The organism is Thalassobellus citreus, assembly GCF_044385915.1.
Classification (GTDB): Bacteria; Bacteroidota; Bacteroidia; order Flavobacteriales; family Flavobacteriaceae; genus Thalassobellus; species Thalassobellus citreus.
Window position 1 is genome coordinate 24,022 of record NZ_JBISCC010000117.1, and the last position, 20,742, is coordinate 44,763.

Genomic DNA, 20,742 nt, shown 5'->3' on the forward strand with positions numbered 1-20,742 from the left:
TTAAAAAATCAATTTAATCATTATAAAAGCTTTAGGTTTAATAAAATCTAAAGCTTTTTTGTAATGTGTGGTTTTATTTATCGACATAGCACTTCTTATTAACTATTTATATCATGAAAAATATAATTCTTTCAGTTTTGCTTATTGTTTTAGTTGCTTGTAAACAATCAAAAGCGACCAAAATAGAAGATGTGCAATCAACAAAAGTTGAAGTTAAAAACTATCCAGAAACCATTTCCAAAGTATTTAAAACTCATGGAGGTTTAAATGTTTGGAATACTATGAAAACACTTTCTTTTGCAATACCTAAGCCTGACGGAAAAGAAATAACGACTGTTAATTTAAAAAACAGAAAATCGCGTATTGATATGTCTAAACACATACTTGGTTTTGACGGAAAGGACGTTTGGTTGCATAAAAAAGATACAATAGGGTATAATGGAGACGCAAAGTTTTATTATAACCTCATGTTTTATTTTTATGCGATGCCTTTTGTTTTGGCAGATAATGGTATTCATTATGAAACAGCCAAAGCTTTAGAGTTTGATGGTAAGCAATATCCAGGAATTAAAATATCTTATGAGAGTGGAGTAGGTGAGTCTTCTGATGATGAATATATAATGTATTATAATCCAGAAACCTATCAAATGGCTTGGTTAGGTTATACGGTAACCTATTTTTCTAAAGAAAAAAGTAAAGATTTTCATTATATAAAATACAACGATTGGCAACGTATAAACGGGGTGTTATTACCAAAAACAATTCAATGGTATAATGTTGTAAATGGAAAAATAACAGATAAACAAAATGATGTTGATTTTGTAGATGTTATGCTTTCTAAAGAAAACCCAGATTCTACAATTTTTGCTAAACCAGAAAAAGCAGAGATTATAGAATGATTTAATTTTATTCAATAGATCTATATTCAAAATAATTCACCAATAAAGCCACTACATAACTATAACTCTCCATGCCTTTACTTTGTTGGTTAGCTTTTAAAAAGCTACCATAAAACAGTTTGAAAAAAGGTTCGGTTGGGTTTTGGTGAGCATCCCAAAAGTCGCGTGTTTCTTTATAGTTTTTTAGAATGCCCTTGTTTAAACCGGCAATCATATCTTCATATAAACTCGGATCGCGTCTGTAAATTTCATTCAAGCAAAAACGTAAAGCAAATGTATAACCTGTATATTTAAAATAGATATTATCATGGTTTATGGCTGCTAAACAACCAATAAAGTTGGCTTCATTTTCGGCAGCGTAGCCTAATTGATGTGCCATTTCATGTGTGGTAGTAGTTGGGAATTTAAAATCAGGAATTAAAGCGTTTACTTGAGCTTCGTTGGTTAACGGATTCAAATACCCACTAAAGCCCATATAGGTTAGCGGGTAACTAAATAGCGATTTTTTAATACTTCGTGGTTTGTGTTCTAAATTAGGAAATGTTTGTTTTAAATTTTCATAGCCTTCTGGAGCCAGCTTAAAAGTCATTTTTTTGCTAAAAGGGATCTCAACTTTAATTGTGTCATTTTTTGCAATTTCTAAATGAATTTTATTCGATGTCTCTAATAATTTTTCAGTAACAACAATTAATTCCTCAGTCGTATAATCACTTTTTAAATTCAAATTTTTATGCAGTGGCAGGCGGTAATAATTCAAACCCCAAAACAAATGAAAAGTAAAATAAACAAGGGATAAAACCGAAAACACATCAATAAACCAGTTTTTTGTGTCTTTACGCAGTTTTTTTCTGTTTATAAAAAACCATCTTATGCTATAAACAATCGCAAGTGTATAAATTAAATCGCCAAACGAAAAAGGCATCCAACCTAAAACATATCGAAAGGTTTTCGAAATATAGGGGTATAAACCATTGCTGTAATAAGTCTCAATAAAATCCGGGTAATTAGATAGTAATTTGACTATTAAATATTGCGGAATTAGTAGTAAAGCAATAATGGTTTTTCTCTTTTTCAACATACTTCAAAAGTAATAAAAATTTGTACCCAATGGTTTGTCAAAATCTATAAAGGTTTCTTCCTGCTTTCCGTTATATCTTTTTTTCGTACCTCAAAAAAGGATGTCACTTCAATCAGGAGTAATAGCAATTGTCAAACCATTTTTGCTACATTTGCACAACATTATAAAAAAGACTCATGAGCTCAGAAATAAGACAACTTCAACCGCAACAACTTTGGAATAAATTTGCCGATTTAAACGCTGTTCCACGACCTTCAAAAAAAGAAGAACGTGTTATTGCTTTTATGAAAGATTTTGGTAAAAGCTTAAACCTTGAAACTATTGAAGATGAAGTGGGGAACGTTATTATAAAAAAGCCAGCTACTGCTGGTATGGAGAATAGAACCACTGTGGTTTTGCAATCGCATTTAGACATGGTACATCAAAAAAATAACGATACAGTTTTCGATTTTGATACCCAAGGAATAGACATGTATGTAGATGGCGATTGGGTAAAAGCAAAAGGAACGACACTTGGTGCCGATAACGGTTTAGGTGTTGCAACCATTATGGCTATTTTAGAAAGCACCGATATTGAGCATCCAGCTATTGAAGCTTTATTTACTATTGATGAAGAAACGGGTATGACAGGTGCTATGGGTTTAAAAGGCGGTTTGCTTTCTGGTGGCATACTTTTGAATTTAGATACAGAAGAAGATAATGAAATTGGTGTAGGTTGTGCAGGTGGTATAGATGTTACAGCTACAAGAAGTTATGAAGAAGAAGAAACGCCTGAATTTAAAATAGGCTATAAAGTAACGGTTAAAGGCTTACAAGGCGGACATTCAGGGATGCAAATTCATGAAGGTTTAGGAAATGCTAATAAAATTATGAACCGTGTTTTGTTTGATGGTTTTGAAAATTTTGGTTTAAGAATTTCAGAAATTGATGGCGGTAGTTTACGTAATGCCATTCCACGAGAGAGTAATGCTATTGTTGCTATTGATGCTATTCATGAAGATGCTTTTTTATTAGAAATGGCATTAATGTCAACAACAATAAAAAAGGAGCTTAAAACCATGGAACCTGATTTAGAAATTGTAGTTTCTAAATGTGAAGCACCTGAAAAAATAATGGATTTAGGTGTTCAAGAAGGATTAACAAGAGCTATTTATGCGGCTTGTAATGGTGTTTATCGAATGAGTGCCGATATTCCAGATTTGGTAGAAACGTCTAATAATGTTGCTCGCGTAATTGTTAAAGATGGAGCAGTTAAAATAGGTTGTTTAACACGCTCATCTGTAGAAAGTGCTAAATGGGATTTGGTAAATACACTTCGTGCAACATTTGAACTTACTGGTTGTGAAGTTGTTGCTTCTGGAGATTATCCAGGATGGAAACCTAATATGGATTCTCCTATTTTAAAAATATTATCTAAGATTTATAAAGATATGAATGGGGAAGAAGCACACGTTGCAGCTTGTCATGCAGGTTTAGAATGTGGTATTCTTGGAACCAATTATCCAGAGATGGATATGATTAGTTTTGGACCTAATATAAAAGGAGCACACTCACCAGATGAACGTGCTCAAATTTCATCTGCTCAAAAATATTGGAAATTTGTATTGGAGATTTTGAAGCAGATTCCTGTGAAATAAATTTTATATCTTACTTATAAAATCTAAAAAAAAGGTTTATTTATCTAAGTTGTTTCAACCCCTCATAAACTATAATACTAACAGCATTAGCAAGATTCAAACTTCTAACATGTTCGCTATATAAAGGAATTTTAAATAGTGAATTACTATAAGTTTCGTTAATAGATTTTGGTAATCCTACCGATTCTTTTCCGAAAATTAAAAACATATCATCCTCAAAAGGAATATCCCAATGGTTTTTGTTTCCATGACTGGAAAGAAAGGCCATTTTTTTGTCTTTGTGTTTGCTGAAAAACTCATCAATGTTATCGTAATAAGTAACCTGTAAATGTTGCCAATAATCTAAACCGGCACGTTTTAAACGTGAGTCACTAATTTCAAAACCAAAAGGCTTTACTAAGTGTAAATGAGAACCAGATGCTAATGCTAATCTACCTATGTTTCCGGTGTTATTTGGTATTTCTGGTTCTATTAAAACAATGTTAAGTGCCATTTTTTTTGAAAATTTGTTGAAAGATAATGAGTATTAATAATATAAAAGGGAAACCATGGAATAGTGTGTCAAACCAATCTATTAGTTGCATGCCTTTTGCTCCGCCAATAATCCAACGGAATTTACCAACAATATGTGGTTCTGGAGAAAAAGGAGCTAAACCTAGTGATATACAAAGTAAAACAATAAGTTTCCAGTTTTTTGTTAGTGCCTTCATATTGCTTAAAAAATTAGTTGTAAAACAAAAACCTATTCTAGATGAGAATAGGTTTTTGCTTTATAATATTTTTGAAATTTTACTCCTCAATTTGAGGTTTCCCTATTTCGTCAATTTCTTCAGCAGCACTTCCTTTAGGATCAGGTCCCCATTTATTTGGGCCTACTTCTCCATTAGTGACAGCAAGAATGAAGCTATAAATAGGTATTAAAAGATACCAGCCACTTTTGCCTACATCATGCATTCTTCTTACTCCAACAGCTATAGAAGGAATTAATACTGCTAATGAGTATATTGTATTTAAAATAGATAACTCAGGCACATCTAAACCTAAAGCTAAGAAAACTATACCATAAGAAATTAGGATATTGAATAAGAAGAACATCCAGTACTCTTTTCTTCTAGCACGTCCTTTAAAATCAGCATATTGTTTTAATACTTTTAAATACCATTTCATAAATATAAATTTTTGGTTAGTGATTATTATAAATCAAATATATTTATTTTAAGATAATATTTACAAATTTATCAATACTATTTGCTCCTTCATTAGTTATATGCTTTACAAATGCGCTCCCAATAATAGCGCCTTTTGCATATTTTGTAGCTTGCGTAAAAGTTTCATTATTACTAATTCCAAACCCAATAACTTGAGGGTTTTTTAGGTTCATGTTTCCAATACGTTCAAAGTATTCAGTTTGCTCGTCTCCAAAACCAGATTGAGCCCCTGTTGTACTTGCAGTACTAACCATATATATAAATCCGTTTGAAATTGAATCTATATATCTAATACGTTCATCGCTCGTTTGTGGCGTTATTAAAAATACATTGATGATTCCGTATTTTTCAAAAATAGCTTGGTATTCTTCATGATATACATCCACTGGTAAATCAGGAATAATTAAACCATCAACACCAATTTCTTGACATTTTTTACAGAAAGCTTCAACACCATATTGAAACATAGGGTTAAAATATCCCATGATGATTAAAGGAATTGAAACCGTTTTACGAATGTCTTTTAATTGATTAAAAAGCACTTCGGTGGTCATGCCGTTTTTAAGAGCTTGTGTAGAACTTGCTTGAATAGTTGGGCCATCAGCTAGTGGATCACTAAACGGAAGTCCGATTTCAATCATATCGACACCGTTTTTTTCTAAATCTTGAATGATGCTAACAGTGTCATCAATATTTGGGTAACCTGCTGTAAAGTATATTGAAAGTAGTTTTTTGTCTTCTTGTAATTTCGTATTTATCCTGTTCATTATAAATGAATATTTTTTCATTCCCTCGAAGGAGGGAATCTTTTTATTGCTTTGTTAAATATATTCTGAAAGATCTTTCCAATCAGGGTTTAATCCGTTAATTAGATTAATCTTCCATTCTCGATTCCACTTTTTTATTTGTCGTTCTCTTTTTATAGAATTGTTAACGTATTTGGTTGTTTCAAAATAGACCAATTTATTAACATTGTATTTTCCTGTAAATGTTTTTAAACTATTGTTCTTATGTTGAACTAATCTTGTTTTTAATTGTTTTGTTCTTCCAACATATAACACTGTATGGTTTTTATTTGTTAATATGTAAACGTAATGAATATCCATTATTTTATTATGAGATTTCCACCTTCGCGGAAATGAAAAAAATAAAATTCTTAAATTTTAAAATACTCAATATAGTTTTGTAAATCCTTATCACCACGTCCAGATAAACTTACCACAACAACATCTTCAGGTTTAAAGGTTCTTTGTTCAAAAATGGCAAGCGCATGCGAGCTTTCAATAGCAGGAATAATACCTTCTAATTTACAAAGTTCTAATCCTGCATTCATAGCATCATCATCTGTTACTGCCATAAATTCGGCACGACCTGTTTTACATAAATGCGCATGCATTGGACCAACACCTGGATAATCTAAACCTGCCGAAATAGAATATGGCTCTGTTATTTGTCCGTCTTTGGTTTGCATTAACATGGTTTTACAACCGTGAATAATTCCTTCTTTTCCTAAAACCGAAGTGGCTGCGCTTTCTCCAGAATCTACGCCTAAACCAGCTGCTTCTACTGCAATAATGTTGACATCTTCTTCGTGTAAATAGTGATAATATGTACCCGCAGCGTTACTACCACCGCCAATACAAGCGACTACATAATCAGGGTTTTCTCTGCCTTCTTGTTCTTTTAATTGCCATTTTATTTCTTCGGAAATAACCGATTGAAAACGTGTTACCATATCAGGATATGGGTGTGGGCCAATAGCTGAACCGATTATATAATGTGTATTTACAGGGTTGCCAATCCAATCGCGAATGGCTTCGTTAGTGGCGTCTTTTAAAGTACGACTTCCAGATAATGCTGGTACAACAGTTGCTCCAAGCATTTTCATACGTGCTACGTTTGGTGCTTGACGAGCAATATCAATTTCTCCCATATAAACAATACATTCTAGCCCCATTAAAGCACAAACAGTTGCTGTAGCAACACCGTGTTGTCCTGCACCAGTTTCTGCAATAATTCTAGTTTTACCTAAGCGTTTAGCCATTAATATTTGACCAATGGTATTGTTTATTTTGTGAGCACCTGTATGATTTAAATCTTCGCGCTTTAAATAAATTTTGGTATTATATTTTTCCGATAGACGCTTCGCAAAATAGAGAGGGGAAGGGCGACCTACATAATCTTTTAAAAGCTGATCGAATTCTTTTTTAAAATCAGGTTCAGCCATTACTTTTAAATAGTTTTGGCGTAACTCTTCTACATTTGGATAAAGCATTTCAGGGATGAATGCACCACCAAATTCGCCGTAATATCCTTTTTCGTTTACGTTATAATTCATAATTTCTGTCATTCCTGCGAAGGCAGGAATCTGTTTAAATTCTTTTAAATCTTCAATATTTTTTAATCCAGGTTCTATTTCAAATTTACTATTTACATCTAATGCATAACAATACTTTGAAGCTTCACTTTGTTGAAATTTTTTAATATCTTCAATTTGATTCAATCCAATACCGCCGCTTAAAAAGAATGGCGTTGTAGAAGGATAGTTATTTAAAACACTCCAATCGAATGTGTATCCGTTGCCTCCTGGAAGTTTGCCTTTCGTGTCAAAAAGGAAATAATTAACAATACCTTCATAAGGTTTTAAAACACTAAAATCGAATTCGTCTTTTATTGAGAATACTTTGAAAATTTCAATGTTTTTAGATTGTAATTCTTTACAATAGTTTGGTGATTCTTCACCATGTAATTGAACAGCTTGTAAACTATGTTTGTTAATTTTATCGACAACAAAGTCTATATCTGCATCAACAAAAACACCTGTTTTCTTTATTGATTTTGGTAATTCAGGAATTACAGAATCAAAATTTCTTGCAGATTTTTCATAAAATATAAACCCAAGATAATCAGGTTGCAATGCTGCAACTTGTTTGATGTTATCTTGATATTTCATGCCACAAACCTTTAGTTTCATTGCTTTAAGGTTTTAATAAATTCTGTTGCACTAGATCCAGGATTATCTGTTTTCATAAAGTTTTCACCAATTAAAAATCCTTGGTATCCGTATGGCTGTAATTCTTTTATAGCTTCAATATTACTAATACCACTTTCTGATACTTTTACAAAGTCATTAGGGATTAATGAGCTTAATGTTTTACTCGTTTCTAAGCTAACGTCAAATGTCTTTAAGTTTCTGTTATTTACGCCTAACATATCTAAACTTGGCATGATAGATTTGTGTAATTCTTCTTCATTATGAACTTCTAAAAGTACATCTAAATGTAAACTTTTTGCAAATTCTGAGAATTGCTTTATTTCTGCTTTAGTTAGAATGGCTGCTATTAATAAAATAACATCGGCACCATAAGCTTTGGCTTCTAAAAGTTGGTATTCGTCTATGATGAATTCTTTTCTTAATAAAGGCAGATTACAACTTGCTCTGGCGGTTAGTAAATCGTCTAAAGAACCTCCAAAGTATTTTCCATCTGTTAAAACAGACATCCCACAAACACCTGCCTCTTCATAACCTTTAGCAACATCTTGAACGTTTAAAGTGTTGTTGATTACAGATTTTGAAGGAGAACGTCTTTTGTGTTCGGCTATAATGCCTGATTTGCTATTTCGTAAGTTGTTAGCAAGCGATACGGTTTGTCTTTCAAATAAAACAGATTGTTCTAATTGCGATGTTGGAATGAGTTGCTTTCTTAGTGCTACTTCATTTCTTTTATCTAATGTTATTTTGTCTAAAATATTCATTTTTATAATTTATTTCTGTTCATTTTGTCTTGATACAAAACGAACCAAAAAATCAAATCAATCTGGTGAAATTCCTGCGGAACATTCGCTTTCGGAATTACGTGCTTGAAGCTTCGCTTCGCATCTTCATTCCTCCGCTCATTATTTCTGCAGATTGATGTTTCCGATTCTATCGGAATTTGGGTCTAGACTTTTTGCTTTTTTTTATTCTAATTTTATATTGTTTTAACAATTAACTATTTACTCAATTCAATTAATTTATCTAAACTCGTTTTTGCTTTTCCAGAAAACAATGATTCTTTTGCCATTTCGAAACCTTCTTTATGGCTAATTTGTTTGGTGGTTGCAATGGCAAGTCCTGCATTTGCACAAACGACATTGTTTTGTGCTTTGGTACCTTTATTACTAATAATATCAACAAATATTTTTGCTGCATCGTCAATAGTATTACCTCCAAAAATAGCGTTTTGTTTTATTTGTGATACTCCTAAATCTTCTGGTGAAAATATGGTTTCCGATTTATTTGATACAATTTTAGCTTTTCCTGTTAATGAAATTTCATCATAGCCATCTAGTGCATAAACAATATTATAATTCTTATCTGTATTTTGATACATAAAGCTATAAAGACGTAGCAGTTCTAAATTAAAAACACCTAAAACCTGATTCTTTGGAAATGATGGGTTTACCATGGGGCCCAACATATTAAAAAATGTTTTAACACCTAGCTCACGACGAATAGGTGCCACATTTTTCATGGCTGGATGAAAAAGAGGTGCGTGTAATATGCATATTCCAGCGTTGTCTAAACAGCGTTTTAAAAAGCCTTCATCGTTAGAGAATTTAACACCTAAAGATTCCATGACATTTGATGAACCCGATGTTGATGATACACCATAGTTTCCGTGTTTAGAAACATGAACACCAGCACCAGCTGTAATAAAAGAGGACAGTGTAGAAATATTGAATGTATTTTTACCATCGCCTCCTGTTCCTACAATATCAATGGCATTATAATCACTCAGGTTTATAGGAATACATAGTTCTAAAAGCGCATCTCTAAAGCCTTGTAATTCTTCTAAAGTAATGCTTCGCATCATGAAAACAGATAGAAAACAAGTAATTTGACTTGGGTTATACATATCGTTTGATATGTTAACTATAACTTGTTTAGCTTCTTCGCTAGAAATGGTTTCGTGATTTATTAATCTGTTGAGTATGTTTTTCATTAATTGCTCTTTTTTCTATTACCTTTTGTTCATTTTGTCTTGATACAAAACGAACCAAAAAATCAAATCAATCTGATGAAATTCCTGCGGAACATTCGCTCATGGAATTTCGTGCTTAAAGCTTCGCTTTGCATCTTCATTCCATCTCTCATTATTTCTGCAGATTGATGTTTCCGATTCCATCGGAATTTGGGTCTAGACTTTTTGCTGTTTTCTTTTATTTTAATTTTATATGTTTTTATTACCAATAAACTACTAACTAGCTATTAATCCAGTTTTCTAAAATTTTCTTTCCGTCTGGTGTTAATACCGATTCTGGATGGTATTGCACGCCTCTTACATCGTATTCTCTATGTCGTAACGACATGATTTGTCCGTTTGCATCAAAAGAGGTTGCTTCTAAACTATCTGGTAAATCTGCATTTACAACCCAAGAATGATAGCGTCCTACTTCGATGTTTTTTTCTAAGCCTTTAAATATAGCTTCATCATTAACACATATGGTTACATTGGTTGCTACACCGTGATAAACATCGTCTAAATTTACTAGCGATCCGCCAAAGACTTCGCCTATGGCTTGTTGCCCTAAACATACGCCTAAAATACTTTTTGTTGGGGCGTATCTTTCAATTATTGGTTTTAATAAACCGGCTTCATCTGGGATGCCTGGACCTGGCGATAATACAATTTTATCAAAAGGTTCTACATCTTCTAGGGCTAATTTATCGTTTCTTACAACAGTAACATCACAATTTAAATCTTCTAAATAGTGGACGAGATTGTATGTAAAACTGTCGTAATTGTCTATTACTAGTACTTTTGTATTCATATTTTTATATTTCCGCGTAGGCGGTAATCTTTTAATGTTATTTTCTTAACTCTTAACTCTTAACTCTTAACTGTCTGGTCTGCACTGACTTTTAACTAATGACTGCCATCTGCGGACTTAGTGCGTTAGGGATTGAACAATTGTTGGAGCTCTCCCGATTTTTCATAGGGAAGCGACTTGTGAAAGCCCGACCCTTGTGGTAACGCCATAAATTTAAACATCTTCTGCCAATTTAATTGCTTTTGTTAAAGCTCCTAATTTATTGTAAACTTCTTGTAATTCGTTTTCTTGATTAGATTTTGAAACCAAACCAGCGCCTGCTTGCCAATTGAGTTTGTAATTTTTACTTAAAAAGGTTCGAATCATGATGGCGTGATTAAAATTACCATCGAAATCCATAAACCCAATGGCTCCACCGTAAAAACCACGACTTGTTTTTTCGTATTGCTCGATAAGTTGCATGGCTCTGTGTTTTGGAGCACCACTTAAAGTACCTGCAGGAAACGTGTCGGCAACGACTTGCATAGTAGAGGTCTCTTTATGTTTTTGACCTGTAACTTTACTTACCAAATGGATGACGTGCGAGAAAAATTGAACTTCGCGATAGGTAACTACTTTTACTTCGCTACCGTGGCGACTTAAATCGTTTCTAGCTAAATCGACTAGCATGACATGTTCGGCATTTTCCTTGTCGTCTTTTTTAAGTTTTTCGGCTAAAATTTCATCTTTTTGCTCGTCTCCAGTTCTTTTAAAGGTTCCTGCAATGGGGTGTATTTCGGCTAAACCATCATCAACTATAAGTTGTGCTTCTGGCGAACTTCCGAAAATTTTGAAATCGCCATAATCGAAATAAAATAGGTAAGGTGATGGGTTGATGCTTCTTAAAGCGCGATATACATTAAAATCGTCTCCCGTAAATTCTTGAGAAAATCGTCTTGATAATACTAATTGAAAAACATCTCCGCGTTGGCAGTGTTTTCTAGCTAGTTCGACATGTTCTCTAAACTCATCATCGGTTAGGTTGGAGTTGATATCTCCTTTTGAATAGAAGTTATAGGATGCGAAATTCTGAACGTTTATAAGTTTATCAATATCATGAATATTATTTTCGGTGTCTTTATAACAATGCGCAAAAATATAGGCTTCGTTTTTAAAGTGATTTATCGCAATTATGTTTTTGTAAACGGCATAATAAACATCTGGAATAACAACAGAATCGTCTTTTTTGCTAATTTCTACATCTTCAAAGTATCGAACAGCATCATAAGCTGTGTATCCAAAAATTCCGTTGTTAATGAATTTGAAGTCTTCATCGGTAGTGACATCAAATCGTTTTGTGAATTTATGGATTTCGTTAGCCACATTAACATCTTCTGTGATGTTTAAAGTTGTTGTACTTTCGTCAGGAAATGTTTGAGTAATAACTTCGTTTTCAATCTTTATTGTTGCAATAGGATTGAAGCAGATATAAGAGAAGTTTTTATGACTTCGGTGGTAATCACCACTTTCTAAAAGAATACTATTTGGGTATTTGTCACGTATTTTATAATACACAGTAACAGGTGTAATGGTATCTGTTAAGATTCTTTTATGATGCGTATAAAGACTAAATTTTTCCATTTAATGTTTTTAATTTTTCTGCTTTTGCGGAAATGAAATTATTGTAATAAAAAAAAGGCTTGTCGTGAATGACAAGCCTTTTGGATATTTTGAGTTTTAAATATACTAGGATTTTACTTCACGAACGTTAGTTTCGAAAGCACCACCACCAAGTATTATTTAAAATTGTATTCATTTTTGTTTTTTTAACTGGTTCAAATATAGAAATGAAAATATAATTAAACAATACTTTGAGATATTTTTTAAATAAAAGTTTGTTAAAGTGTGTATTATGCAATGAATTATTAATTAATTTTACAATTATGAAGTTAAAATTATTATTTGTTGCCATTCTTTTAATGGCTAGTTGTAAAGACAAAAAAACAAATCTAGATATTGCTGATAAAACAATTGTAGAATCAGTTATAGATGATGCTATTGTAAATGACATTGAGTTGGAAGTTTATGATTTTAATGGTTTTAAAAAGTTTTTAAATAAGAAGAATGATACTATTTATGTTATTAATTTCTGGGCTACTTGGTGTGCGCCATGCGTAAAAGAATTGCCTTCATTTGAAAAATTAAATGAGACATATGCGAATAAAAATGTCAAGGTAATTTTGGTAAGTTTAGATTTTCCGCATTTATATGAAAAGAAATTGAAACCTTTTATTAAAGAAAAGAAGTTAAAATCTAAAGTAATTGCTTTAGATGATGCCGATATGAATACTTGGATTCCTCAAATAAATAAATCTTGGTCTGGATCTATTCCAGCGACTATTATTTATAAAAACGATACGAGTAAATTCTTTGAACAGTCATTTTCATTCGAAGAATTAGAAACCGAATTAAAACCATTTTTAAATTAATAATTATGAAAACAATTAAACTATTATCAGCTCTTGCTATTGTATTATGTATTAGTGCTTTTACAATTAACAAATCAACGAGTAATGAAGGTTATAAAATAGGAGATGTCGCTGAAGATTTTTCGCTTAAAAATATTGATGGCAATATGGTGTCGTTATCAGATTATAACGATGCTAAAGGATTTATTGTGGTTTTTACTTGTAATACCTGTCCGTTTGCTGTTGCATATGAAGATAGAGTTCAGGCTTTAAACGAAAAGTATGCTAGTAAAGGGTATCCTGTAATTGCTATTATGCCAAATAATACAGATGTAAAGCCTGGAGATAATTTAGAAGCGATGAAGCAAAGAGCACAAGAAAAAGGATTTACTTTTCCATATTTAATTGACGAGGGACAAAAAGTGTATCCAAAATTTGGAGCAACAAAAACACCGCACGTATTTATTTTGGAAAAAGGCGATGGTGTGAATACAGTTGAATATATAGGAGCTATTGATGATAATTATAAAGATGCTTCAGCTGTAAAAACTAAATATGTTGAAGAAGCGGTTGATGCTTTGTTGGAAGGTAAATCGATAGAACAAAAAGAAACAAAAGCTATTGGTTGTTCTATTAAAGTTTAAAAGAGGCAAGGAATTTGATATATGAAATCCGGAGTTGTAATACTTCGGATTTTTTTTCGTCTATAGTTTTAGATGTATTAATTTTGTAATATATATATTATTTAATAAAGATAACATGGAAGATTTAACACAAGAAGAATGGACAGAACAATTAGCAAACGATGATAATGCTGTTGTTTTAGATGTAAGAACTGATGCTGAAGTTGCAGATGGTATTATAGCAAATGCCATTCATATAGATATTTATAAAGGTCAAGAATTTATTAATGAACTTGAAGATCTTGATAAAAGTAAAAATTATTATGTGTATTGTCGTTCAGGAAATAGAAGTGGGCAAGCATGTAATATTATGGAGCAATTAGGTTTTGAAAACGCTTATAACCTTGAAGGAGGTATGATGGAATGGACAGGTGATGTTGTTGATTTAGATTAAAATATTTGCTCATGAAACATTTCGTTTTATTTTTTTGTATTGTAATAAGTACTTTTGGTTTTAGCTGTAAAAAGACTTTAAACCAAGAGCAAGTAAAAGTTATTTCTCCTAAAGAATTGAAAGCTTTTTTAGACGCTGATTCCGTTCAGCTTATAGATGTTAGAACACCAAAAGAATTTAGTGAAGGTTTTATTGTTACAGCTAAAAATATAGATTTTTATTCTTCTACCTTTAAAGATGAAATAAACAAATTAGACAAATCAAAACCAGTATTAGTTTATTGTAGATCAGGAAGGCGTAGCGCAAATAGTGTAAGTGTGTTTTTGGATGCGGGTTTTACAAAAATTTACGATTTGGAAGGTGGAATTTTAAACTGGAAATCAGAAGGGTATAAAATTAAAAAATAAAGAGATTTTGTCAAAAAAATATGTTTTTTAAACTTTAATCTTTTTTTTTAGTACTTCACCTTTTTTATTCTAATTGGAAGATTCTTTTTATTAATTTTATATAAGTTTTATTAGCCAATTTTTTAATGTGCCTAATAGAATTAGAATTATTTAATTAAGAAGAAGTTATGGAAAACGGTTATGTAATATTAGGAATAATTGCATTGTTATTTTTAAGTATGTACGGTTATGCATATTTTTCAGTTGCAATTGTAAAAATTAAGCAAAAAAGAGAAGCTAAAAGATTACTTGCAAAGGAAGAATTAAGACGACAAGAAAGTATAGAAAAGCAAAAACTTGTTGATGCTAAAGTTCAGAAATTTAATGAACGAAAAGAAGAAATTCACCGTGAATTAGTGCTTCTAGAAAAAATGAAAAAGAAACAGAGAGTTAGTTAATACTTTCATTCTACTATAAAATTAAACCATTTAAACATTTATGTTTAAATGGTTTTTTTATGTCTAAAACCGAGATTTAGAGATCAAATAGCAAAAAATAATTTATAAGATTCGTTTTGTTTCATTTAAAATTTATATTTTTGACAACCAGAACAGAACAGAACGGTTTAATGAAGGTTAATTTAGATATAAATATTAATAGTGATATTCCAAAGTATCAACAATTGGTAAACGCTATAAATAATGCGCTTGCTAATAATACATTGTCAAGCGGTGATGCTTTGCCGTCTGTAAATAAAATTTGTTCTACTTATAACCTATCTAGAGATACCGTTTTTAAATCGTATTCTATTTTAAAAGAACAGAATGTAATAGAATCTGTTCCTAATAAGGGGTATTACGTAGCTAATGATACAAGAAAAGTACTCTTAGTTTTAGATACTTTTAAAGCTTATAAAGAAGTGCTGTATCATTCATTTGTAAATGATTTACCAAAGAATGTTATAGTAGATGTACAGTTTCATCATTATAATATTGATAATTTTAAAACTATACTAAATAATAGTAAAGGAAAGTATTATAAGTACGTTGTTATGAGTTTTGATAACAAGGAGGTTTCAAGTGTATTATCAGAGATAGATGATAGCAAGCTACTTTTAATAGATTGGAACATTCATTCAAAGCCTAATAATAATTTTGTGTTTCAAGATTTTGGAGTGTCATTTTATAAATGTTTAGAAGAAGCTAAAGAGGCTTTCAAGAAATATGAAAAGATTGTTTTTGTATATCCAGACTTTACCTATCACCCAATAGAAGCAATAACTTATTTTAAAAAGTTTTGTGAACTTCAACATTTGAATTTTGAAATTATTACAGAAGCAAAAAACTTTAATATTAAAAGGGGTGAAGCGTATATAAGTGTAAGCGATAGAATTTTAGGTATGTTTTTAGAACAAAGTCGCGAGTTGAATATAGAACCAGGAACTGATGTAGGTTTTTTATCTTATAATGAAACGCCTATGAAAAAATTTATATATAAAGGAATATCTGTTATCTCAACAGATTTTAAAGAAATAGGAAATAAAGCAGCAGAGTTTGTTAGTAATGATAACACAATGCAATGCTATATTCCAACTAAACTAATATTAAGAGAATCATTATAAACTATGTACTATTTAGGATTAGATATAGGAAGCTCGTCTATTAAAGCCGCTTTAGTAGAAATAGCCACAGGTAAAAGTATAGGTGTTGTACAAGAACCAAAAGAAGAAATGGGCATGTTTGCTAAAAAAAATGGTTGGGCAGAACAAAAACCAAACGATTGGTGGCAGCATATTTGTGCAGCCATAACCAGTTTAAAGAAACAATATAATGTAAGCAGAACACAAATTAAAGGCATTGGTATTTCGTATCAAATGCACGGTTTGGTATTGGTTGATAAAGAAGGGAACCCACTTCGTAAAAGTATAATCTGGTGCGATAGTCGTGCTGTAGAAATTGGTAATGAAGCTTTTCAAACTATAGGCGAAAATGCCTGTTCAGAAAGCTTATTAAACTCACCAGCAAATTTTACAGCTTCAAAATTAAAATGGGTAAAAGATAATGAACCAGATGTTTATAAAAACATCTATAAATTCATGTTACCTGGCGATTACATTGCATATAAATTTTCAAATACTATAAATACAACCATTTCAGGATTATCTGAAGGCATTTTTTGGGATTTTAAAAAGGACACAGTTGCCGATTTTCTTTTAGAACATTATGGGATAGATAAAGCGTTGGTGCCAGATATAGTAGAAACCTTTGGAGAACAATCGTTGGTCGATGAAAAAGGAGAAGAAGCATCAGGAATAGCAGTAGGAACTCCTATTTATTACAGAGCAGGTGATCAGCCAAATAACGCCTTGTCTTTAAATGTATTCAATCCAGGAGAAGTAGCAGCAACAGGAGGAACGTCGGGAGTTGTTTATGCAGTTACCGATAGTTTGTCTGTAAAAGAAAGTGCTCGCGTTAATAATTTTGCACACGTAAATTATAAAAAAGGAGCTGCCGCACGAATAGGGAAATTACTTTGTATTAACGGTGCGGGAATTCAGTACCGTTGGTTATTAAATAATTTAGCTGTAAGCTCTTATGAAGAAATGAATAATTTGGCAACCGATATTCCTGTAGGATCAGATGGTGTATGCTTAATACCTTTCGGAAACGGAGCCGAACGTATGTTAAATAATAAAGAAATAGGCACACGCCTTGTAAATATCAACTTAAATAATCATCATAAAGGTCATATGTGTCGTGCAGCTTTAGAAGGTATTGCCTTTTCGTTTGTGTATGGTATGGAGATTTTAAAATCAGATGGCATTAAAACTAAAGTTATTAGAGCAGGTAACGATAATTTATTCCGCTCCGAAATCTTTGCAAACACAATGGCGACTTTAATCGAGCAAGAAATCGAAATTTATAATACAACAGGTGCCATAGGTGCCGCAAGAGCAGCGCATTTGCATAAAGGCGATTTTGAAACCTTTGGAAAGTCAATTATTGATAACGATCACGTTATGACGTTCATGCCTTTTAAAGACAAAGAACCATACTTAAAAGCATATAATAACTGGAAAAACGAATTAGAACTCATTTTAAATAAATAACATTAGGGCGTTACCTTTATCCTGAATTTAGTTCAGGAACAGGTCGGGCTTTTCGCAGTCGCTTCCCGATGAAAAATCGGGAGAGCTTCAACAAATGCTTCAATCCCTAACGCACATAGTAACTATTAAACAACTTAGTAAATAAACAGATAAACAATTAATACCTGAAAAAAATGGCAATTATAGGAAACAAAGAGTATTACAAAGGCATAGGAGACATTAAGTTTGAAGGCAAAGAATCAGACAATCCGTTAGCATTCAAATATTACAATCCAGATCAAGTAGTCGCAGGAAAAACCATGCGCGAACATTTTAAATTTTCAGTAGCATACTGGCATACATTCTGCGGACAAGGATCAGATCCATTTGGTCCAGGAACGCAAAGTTTTGAGTGGGACAAACCTGCTGATGCTATTCAAGCAGCAAAAGACAAAGCAGATGCAGCTTTTGAATTTATAACAAAAATGGGATTCGGTTATTACTGTTTTCACGATTTCGATTTAATTAGAGAAGGCGCAACATTTGGTGAGTCTGAAAGTAGATTAGCAACTATTACTGATTACCTAAAGGAAAAACAAGCAGCTTCAGATGTAAAATTACTTTGGGGTACAGCAAACTGTTTTTCTAATCCGCGTTATATGAATGGAGCTTCTACAAACCCAGAGTTCGATGTGGTTGCTAGAGCAGGGGGGCAAGTAAAATTAGCTTTAGATGCTACCATAGCATTAAATGGCGAAAACTATGTGTTCTGGGGTGGTCGTGAAGGTTATATGTCTTTATTAAATACAGACATGGGACGTGAGTTAGATCACATGGCACAATTTTTAACCATGGCTAGAGATTACGCGAGAGCTAATGGGTTTAAAGGAAATTTCTTTATAGAACCAAAACCAATGGAGCCTTCTAAACATCAGTACGATTTCGATTCGGCTACAGCTATTGGTTTCTTAAAAGAATATGGTTTAGATAAAGACTTTAAAATAAATATAGAAGTAAATCACGCTACTTTAGCACAACATACATTCCAACACGAAATTGAAGTAGCTGCTAAAGCAGGTATGTTAGGAAGCTTAGATGCTAACCGTGGCGATTACCAAAACGGATGGGATACCGACCAGTTTCCAAACAATATTCAAGAAACAACAGAAGCTATGTTGGTGTTCTTAAAAGCAGGTGGCTTACAAGGTGGAGGTGTTAATTTTGATGCAAAAATCAGAAGAAACTCAACCGATTTAGAAGATGTATTCCATGCACATATTGGAGGTGCTGATACTTTTGCACGTGCTTTACTTATTGCAGATAAAATTATAACATCGTCTCCTTACGAAAAGTTAAGAACAGAGCGTTATGCTTCTTTCGATTCTGGAAAAGGAAAAGCTTTTGAAGAAGGGCAATTAGGGTTACAAGATTTATACAAAATAGCTCAAGAAAACGGTGAGTTATCATTAAAAAGTGGTAAACAAGAATTGTTTGAAAATATTATAAATCAGTATATTTAAGCATTAGTTATTTATAAAATGAAACCTCAATTATTTAATAGTTGAGGTTTTTTTGTGCTTGATTTTTAGTCTAACAGCTGCTCTTTATTGTTAATTCGAAAGCAACATTCCTCTCCAAGGTAAAGTGGGTTTCCATGTTTTTCAGACCAAAAGCCTTCTAGTATATCTTTAGAAATACATTTGTATACAACAACGCCTTTAAAAGTGTTGTTTTCTAAAACATCTTGATTACTCCCTATTATATTGTTTAACTAAATCTAGAATGGTCATAGTTGTAATGAATAAAACCAAAACACTTAAAAAATAAATGATAATTTGTAATTTAATGATAATCAGCGAAATAGTTTGTGTGATTAATGGTGTGTATGTTTGAAATGATTACTTGTGCAATAGGTGATAATAATAAAATATGTTATTCAAATAATAATATCTAGTAGTAGAATAAGTGTGTTTTGTAATTTTTTTGTCATAAAAAAAAGAGAAAAGAATAAATTAATTCTTTTCCCTTTTTATGATGTTTAAATACTTCTAAACCTATTAAATAAACCCAAAATCATCTATATAATGTACTGTATTATTTCCACTAGCTTCTTGTATAACTATAGCTTCTATTTTTTCTTTTCCTTTGCTAACATCAGATAAAGGAGCGCTAATAGTCTGCCATTCACCTCCTATTACATTAATTGGATATGGATTACCCCAATCTCCATTTAATACAATATTAATAGTTCCAGCTGCTTCACTGTAGAATTCAAATTGAATTAATATATAGTCGGCAACATTAACAGTTGTCCAAGTTCCTACTTGAAGTGCAGACCAAGCTCCTGCTTCTTTTCTTATAGAGTAAGTTCCTCTAAAAGGGTTTTCGGTACTTTGAAGATCTGTGGCGCCTCCCCAACTACCTTCCCACCATGCAGAAGTGTTAAGGCCTTCATCATAAATAGTATATATGATTCCTCCATAGAAATCGGCAGACTCACTAGAACCTCCTTCTGTGTTTACTGTTAAAGTTGAAACACTAACCCCAGCAGGGACTTCAATGACAATTTCTTCTTCATTTGAAGATATAATATTTGTTACTTCAGTTTCTCCAAAAAACACACTATCAAGGTTATCGAATATATCTCCTGTTATTGTAACAATAGTTCCTGCAGGACCTAATTTTGGTGAGAAATCTTTTATTACTGGAGCAGGTTGAATTATTTTAAAGTCAACTTCTGCAACACCTCCTAATGTTTCTATTTTTAATTTACTAGAAACGTCTTTCCAAGGCACATTAGGACTTACAGTAAAAAACAAAACGCCATCTGTAACCTGCGTCGAGTTAAAATCGTTTTTATAGTCGTTAATATATAATGCATTTAAAGAAGCTAAATTCTGCCCTCTTAAAATATAACTATTATAAAGATTACCAACATTAGTTATAGAATCTTTAGCAAGTGTACTTATAGAATTAATAACAGGAGTATTATAACTTCCAGAAAGACCAGAATTGTCTAATTCTGTACATGAAGTGACAAAAATAGTTGATAACAACACCAAACTATAAATTATCTTTTTGAATATATTTTTCATTTTTTTATTTTTT

Annotated in this window: 22 protein-coding genes and 1 pseudogene; 10 read left to right on the forward strand and 13 right to left on the reverse strand. The window is 32.0% G+C overall.

Translation table 11 applies throughout. The features are described from left to right. Positions 1-113 precede the first annotated feature (113 nt). Positions 114-899, forward strand: a complete 786-nt coding sequence (locus ACH5TX_RS04050; protein WP_439338258.1) for a DUF6503 family protein — start codon at positions 114-116, stop codon at positions 897-899. A gap of 7 nt (positions 900-906) precedes the next feature. Here ACH5TX_RS04050 and ACH5TX_RS04055 read toward each other — a convergent pair whose 3' ends face one another. Continuing rightward, positions 907-1,977: a DUF3810 domain-containing protein gene (locus ACH5TX_RS04055; RefSeq protein ID WP_439338259.1), complete on the reverse strand. Its 1,071-nt coding sequence runs from the start codon at positions 1,975-1,977 to the stop codon at positions 907-909. 176 nt (positions 1,978-2,153) lie between these two features. Between ACH5TX_RS04055 and ACH5TX_RS04060 the strand changes: the two genes are divergently transcribed. After that, positions 2,154-3,614 carry an aminoacyl-histidine dipeptidase gene (locus tag ACH5TX_RS04060; protein WP_439338260.1) on the forward strand — a complete coding sequence of 487 codons (1,461 nt, stop codon included), beginning with the start codon at positions 2,154-2,156 and terminating at the stop codon, positions 3,612-3,614. Between the two features lie 40 nt (positions 3,615-3,654). Here ACH5TX_RS04060 and ACH5TX_RS04065 read toward each other — a convergent pair whose 3' ends face one another. The 11 genes and pseudogenes from ACH5TX_RS04065 to ACH5TX_RS04115 all read right to left on the reverse strand — a co-directional run bounded on the left by ACH5TX_RS04065 (position 3,655) and on the right by ACH5TX_RS04115 (position 12,256). After that, a complete protein-coding gene (locus ACH5TX_RS04065; RefSeq protein WP_439338261.1) occupies positions 3,655-4,107 on the reverse strand; it encodes a tRNA (cytidine(34)-2'-O)-methyltransferase in 453 nt (150 codons plus the stop codon). After that, entirely contained in the window at positions 4,097-4,324 is a 228-nt protein-coding gene (locus tag ACH5TX_RS04070; RefSeq protein WP_439338262.1) for a hypothetical protein, read from the reverse strand. Before ACH5TX_RS04070 ends, ACH5TX_RS04065 begins: the two co-directional genes overlap by 11 nt. 79 nt (positions 4,325-4,403) lie before the next feature. Beyond that, positions 4,404-4,781 carry a DUF805 domain-containing protein gene (locus ACH5TX_RS04075; RefSeq protein WP_439338263.1) on the reverse strand — a complete coding sequence of 126 codons (378 nt, stop codon included), beginning with the start codon at positions 4,779-4,781 and terminating at the stop codon, positions 4,404-4,406. Positions 4,782-4,824: 43 nt separating this feature from the next. Beyond that, complete coding sequence (gene trpA, locus ACH5TX_RS04080; RefSeq protein WP_439338264.1) at positions 4,825-5,589, reverse strand: tryptophan synthase subunit alpha; 765 nt, start codon at positions 5,587-5,589, stop codon at positions 4,825-4,827. A gap of 54 nt (positions 5,590-5,643) precedes the next feature. Further along, complete coding sequence (locus ACH5TX_RS04085) at positions 5,644-5,928, reverse strand: GIY-YIG nuclease family protein (RefSeq protein WP_439338265.1); 285 nt, start codon at positions 5,926-5,928, stop codon at positions 5,644-5,646. A 50-nt stretch (positions 5,929-5,978) separates the two neighbouring features. Further along, the gene (trpB, locus tag ACH5TX_RS04090; protein WP_439338444.1) at positions 5,979-7,160 is read right to left on the reverse strand and encodes a tryptophan synthase subunit beta; all 1,182 of its coding nucleotides are present in this window, start codon (positions 7,158-7,160) and stop codon (positions 5,979-5,981) included. A gap of 42 nt (positions 7,161-7,202) precedes the next feature. Beyond that, a pseudogene (locus tag ACH5TX_RS04095) lies at positions 7,203-7,796 on the reverse strand (phosphoribosylanthranilate isomerase); the annotation flags it as partial. After that, positions 7,793-8,578, reverse strand: a complete 786-nt coding sequence (gene trpC / locus ACH5TX_RS04100) for an indole-3-glycerol phosphate synthase TrpC (RefSeq protein ID WP_439338266.1) — start codon at positions 8,576-8,578, stop codon at positions 7,793-7,795. The gene trpC and the pseudogene ACH5TX_RS04095, both read right to left, overlap by 4 nt. A 236-nt stretch (positions 8,579-8,814) precedes the next feature. Continuing rightward, complete coding sequence (gene trpD, locus ACH5TX_RS04105; protein WP_439338267.1) at positions 8,815-9,807, reverse strand: anthranilate phosphoribosyltransferase; 993 nt, start codon at positions 9,805-9,807, stop codon at positions 8,815-8,817. Positions 9,808-10,066: 259 nt separating this feature from the next. Beyond that, entirely contained in the window at positions 10,067-10,636 is a 570-nt protein-coding gene (locus ACH5TX_RS04110; RefSeq protein WP_439338268.1) for an anthranilate synthase component II, read from the reverse strand. A 213-nt stretch (positions 10,637-10,849) separates the two neighbouring features. Continuing rightward, positions 10,850-12,256 (reverse strand): anthranilate synthase component I family protein, encoded by a 1,407-nt coding sequence (locus ACH5TX_RS04115; protein ID WP_439338269.1) that lies wholly within the window; start codon positions 12,254-12,256, stop codon positions 10,850-10,852. Between the two features lie 302 nt (positions 12,257-12,558). On the opposite strand from ACH5TX_RS04115, the gene ACH5TX_RS04120 reads away from it, so the two are divergent. The 8 genes from ACH5TX_RS04120 (at position 12,559) to xylA (ending at position 19,154) form a co-directional block, all read left to right on the forward strand. Further along, positions 12,559-13,104 carry a TlpA disulfide reductase family protein gene (locus tag ACH5TX_RS04120; RefSeq protein ID WP_439338270.1) on the forward strand — a complete coding sequence of 182 codons (546 nt, stop codon included), beginning with the start codon at positions 12,559-12,561 and terminating at the stop codon, positions 13,102-13,104. Between the two features lie 5 nt (positions 13,105-13,109). Continuing rightward, a complete protein-coding gene (locus ACH5TX_RS04125) occupies positions 13,110-13,727 on the forward strand; it encodes a thioredoxin family protein (RefSeq protein ID WP_439338271.1) in 618 nt (205 codons plus the stop codon). Positions 13,728-13,842: 115 nt separating this feature from the next. After that, positions 13,843-14,160 carry a rhodanese-like domain-containing protein gene (locus ACH5TX_RS04130; protein ID WP_439338272.1) on the forward strand — a complete coding sequence of 106 codons (318 nt, stop codon included), beginning with the start codon at positions 13,843-13,845 and terminating at the stop codon, positions 14,158-14,160. Positions 14,161-14,171: 11 nt separating this feature from the next. Beyond that, the gene (locus ACH5TX_RS04135) at positions 14,172-14,567 is read left to right on the forward strand and encodes a rhodanese-like domain-containing protein (protein ID WP_439338273.1); all 396 of its coding nucleotides are present in this window, start codon (positions 14,172-14,174) and stop codon (positions 14,565-14,567) included. A gap of 167 nt (positions 14,568-14,734) precedes the next feature. Next, positions 14,735-15,004: a hypothetical protein gene (locus ACH5TX_RS04140; protein WP_439338274.1), complete on the forward strand. Its 270-nt coding sequence runs from the start codon at positions 14,735-14,737 to the stop codon at positions 15,002-15,004. A gap of 140 nt (positions 15,005-15,144) precedes the next feature. Beyond that, on the forward strand, positions 15,145-16,167 hold the full coding sequence (locus ACH5TX_RS04145) for a GntR family transcriptional regulator (RefSeq protein ID WP_439338275.1): 1,023 nt from the start codon (positions 15,145-15,147) through the stop codon (positions 16,165-16,167). A gap of 3 nt (positions 16,168-16,170) precedes the next feature. Next, the gene (locus ACH5TX_RS04150; RefSeq protein WP_439338276.1) at positions 16,171-17,655 is read left to right on the forward strand and encodes a xylulokinase; all 1,485 of its coding nucleotides are present in this window, start codon (positions 16,171-16,173) and stop codon (positions 17,653-17,655) included. Between the two features lie 173 nt (positions 17,656-17,828). After that, complete coding sequence (gene xylA / locus ACH5TX_RS04155; protein WP_439338277.1) at positions 17,829-19,154, forward strand: xylose isomerase; 1,326 nt, start codon at positions 17,829-17,831, stop codon at positions 19,152-19,154. A 537-nt stretch (positions 19,155-19,691) separates the two neighbouring features. On the opposite strand, the gene ACH5TX_RS04160 is transcribed toward xylA, so the two are convergent. Continuing rightward, entirely contained in the window at positions 19,692-20,729 is a 1,038-nt protein-coding gene (locus tag ACH5TX_RS04160; protein ID WP_439338278.1) for an IPT/TIG domain-containing protein, read from the reverse strand. Positions 20,730-20,742: the final 13 nt, after the last annotated feature.

What these genes read in the sequence shown, in the direction of transcription:
- ACH5TX_RS04050 (WP_439338258.1), top strand. Translation starts at nt 114, where the DNA reads ATGAAAAATATAATTCTTTCAGTTTTGCTTATTGTTTTAGTTGCTTGT.
- ACH5TX_RS04055 (WP_439338259.1), bottom strand. Translation starts at nt 1,977, where the DNA reads ATGTTGAAAAAGAGAAAAACCATTATTGCTTTACTACTAATTCCGCAA.
- ACH5TX_RS04060 (WP_439338260.1), top strand. Translation starts at nt 2,154, where the DNA reads ATGAGCTCAGAAATAAGACAACTTCAACCGCAACAACTTTGGAATAAA.
- ACH5TX_RS04065 (WP_439338261.1), bottom strand. Translation starts at nt 4,107, where the DNA reads ATGGCACTTAACATTGTTTTAATAGAACCAGAAATACCAAATAACACC.
- ACH5TX_RS04070 (WP_439338262.1), bottom strand. Translation starts at nt 4,324, where the DNA reads ATGAAGGCACTAACAAAAAACTGGAAACTTATTGTTTTACTTTGTATA.
- ACH5TX_RS04075 (WP_439338263.1), bottom strand. Translation starts at nt 4,781, where the DNA reads ATGAAATGGTATTTAAAAGTATTAAAACAATATGCTGATTTTAAAGGA.
- trpA (WP_439338264.1), bottom strand. Translation starts at nt 5,589, where the DNA reads ATGAACAGGATAAATACGAAATTACAAGAAGACAAAAAACTACTTTCA.
- ACH5TX_RS04085 (WP_439338265.1), bottom strand. Translation starts at nt 5,928, where the DNA reads ATGGATATTCATTACGTTTACATATTAACAAATAAAAACCATACAGTG.
- trpB (WP_439338444.1), bottom strand. Translation starts at nt 7,160, where the DNA reads ATGAATTATAACGTAAACGAAAAAGGATATTACGGCGAATTTGGTGGT.
- trpC (WP_439338266.1), bottom strand. Translation starts at nt 8,578, where the DNA reads ATGAATATTTTAGACAAAATAACATTAGATAAAAGAAATGAAGTAGCA.
- trpD (WP_439338267.1), bottom strand. Translation starts at nt 9,807, where the DNA reads ATGAAAAACATACTCAACAGATTAATAAATCACGAAACCATTTCTAGC.
- ACH5TX_RS04110 (WP_439338268.1), bottom strand. Translation starts at nt 10,636, where the DNA reads ATGAATACAAAAGTACTAGTAATAGACAATTACGACAGTTTTACATAC.
- ACH5TX_RS04115 (WP_439338269.1), bottom strand. Translation starts at nt 12,256, where the DNA reads ATGGAAAAATTTAGTCTTTATACGCATCATAAAAGAATCTTAACAGAT.
- ACH5TX_RS04120 (WP_439338270.1), top strand. Translation starts at nt 12,559, where the DNA reads ATGAAGTTAAAATTATTATTTGTTGCCATTCTTTTAATGGCTAGTTGT.
- ACH5TX_RS04125 (WP_439338271.1), top strand. Translation starts at nt 13,110, where the DNA reads ATGAAAACAATTAAACTATTATCAGCTCTTGCTATTGTATTATGTATT.
- ACH5TX_RS04130 (WP_439338272.1), top strand. Translation starts at nt 13,843, where the DNA reads ATGGAAGATTTAACACAAGAAGAATGGACAGAACAATTAGCAAACGAT.
- ACH5TX_RS04135 (WP_439338273.1), top strand. Translation starts at nt 14,172, where the DNA reads ATGAAACATTTCGTTTTATTTTTTTGTATTGTAATAAGTACTTTTGGT.
- ACH5TX_RS04140 (WP_439338274.1), top strand. Translation starts at nt 14,735, where the DNA reads ATGGAAAACGGTTATGTAATATTAGGAATAATTGCATTGTTATTTTTA.
- ACH5TX_RS04150 (WP_439338276.1), top strand. Translation starts at nt 16,171, where the DNA reads ATGTACTATTTAGGATTAGATATAGGAAGCTCGTCTATTAAAGCCGCT.
- xylA (WP_439338277.1), top strand. Translation starts at nt 17,829, where the DNA reads ATGGCAATTATAGGAAACAAAGAGTATTACAAAGGCATAGGAGACATT.
- ACH5TX_RS04160 (WP_439338278.1), bottom strand. Translation starts at nt 20,729, where the DNA reads ATGAAAAATATATTCAAAAAGATAATTTATAGTTTGGTGTTGTTATCA.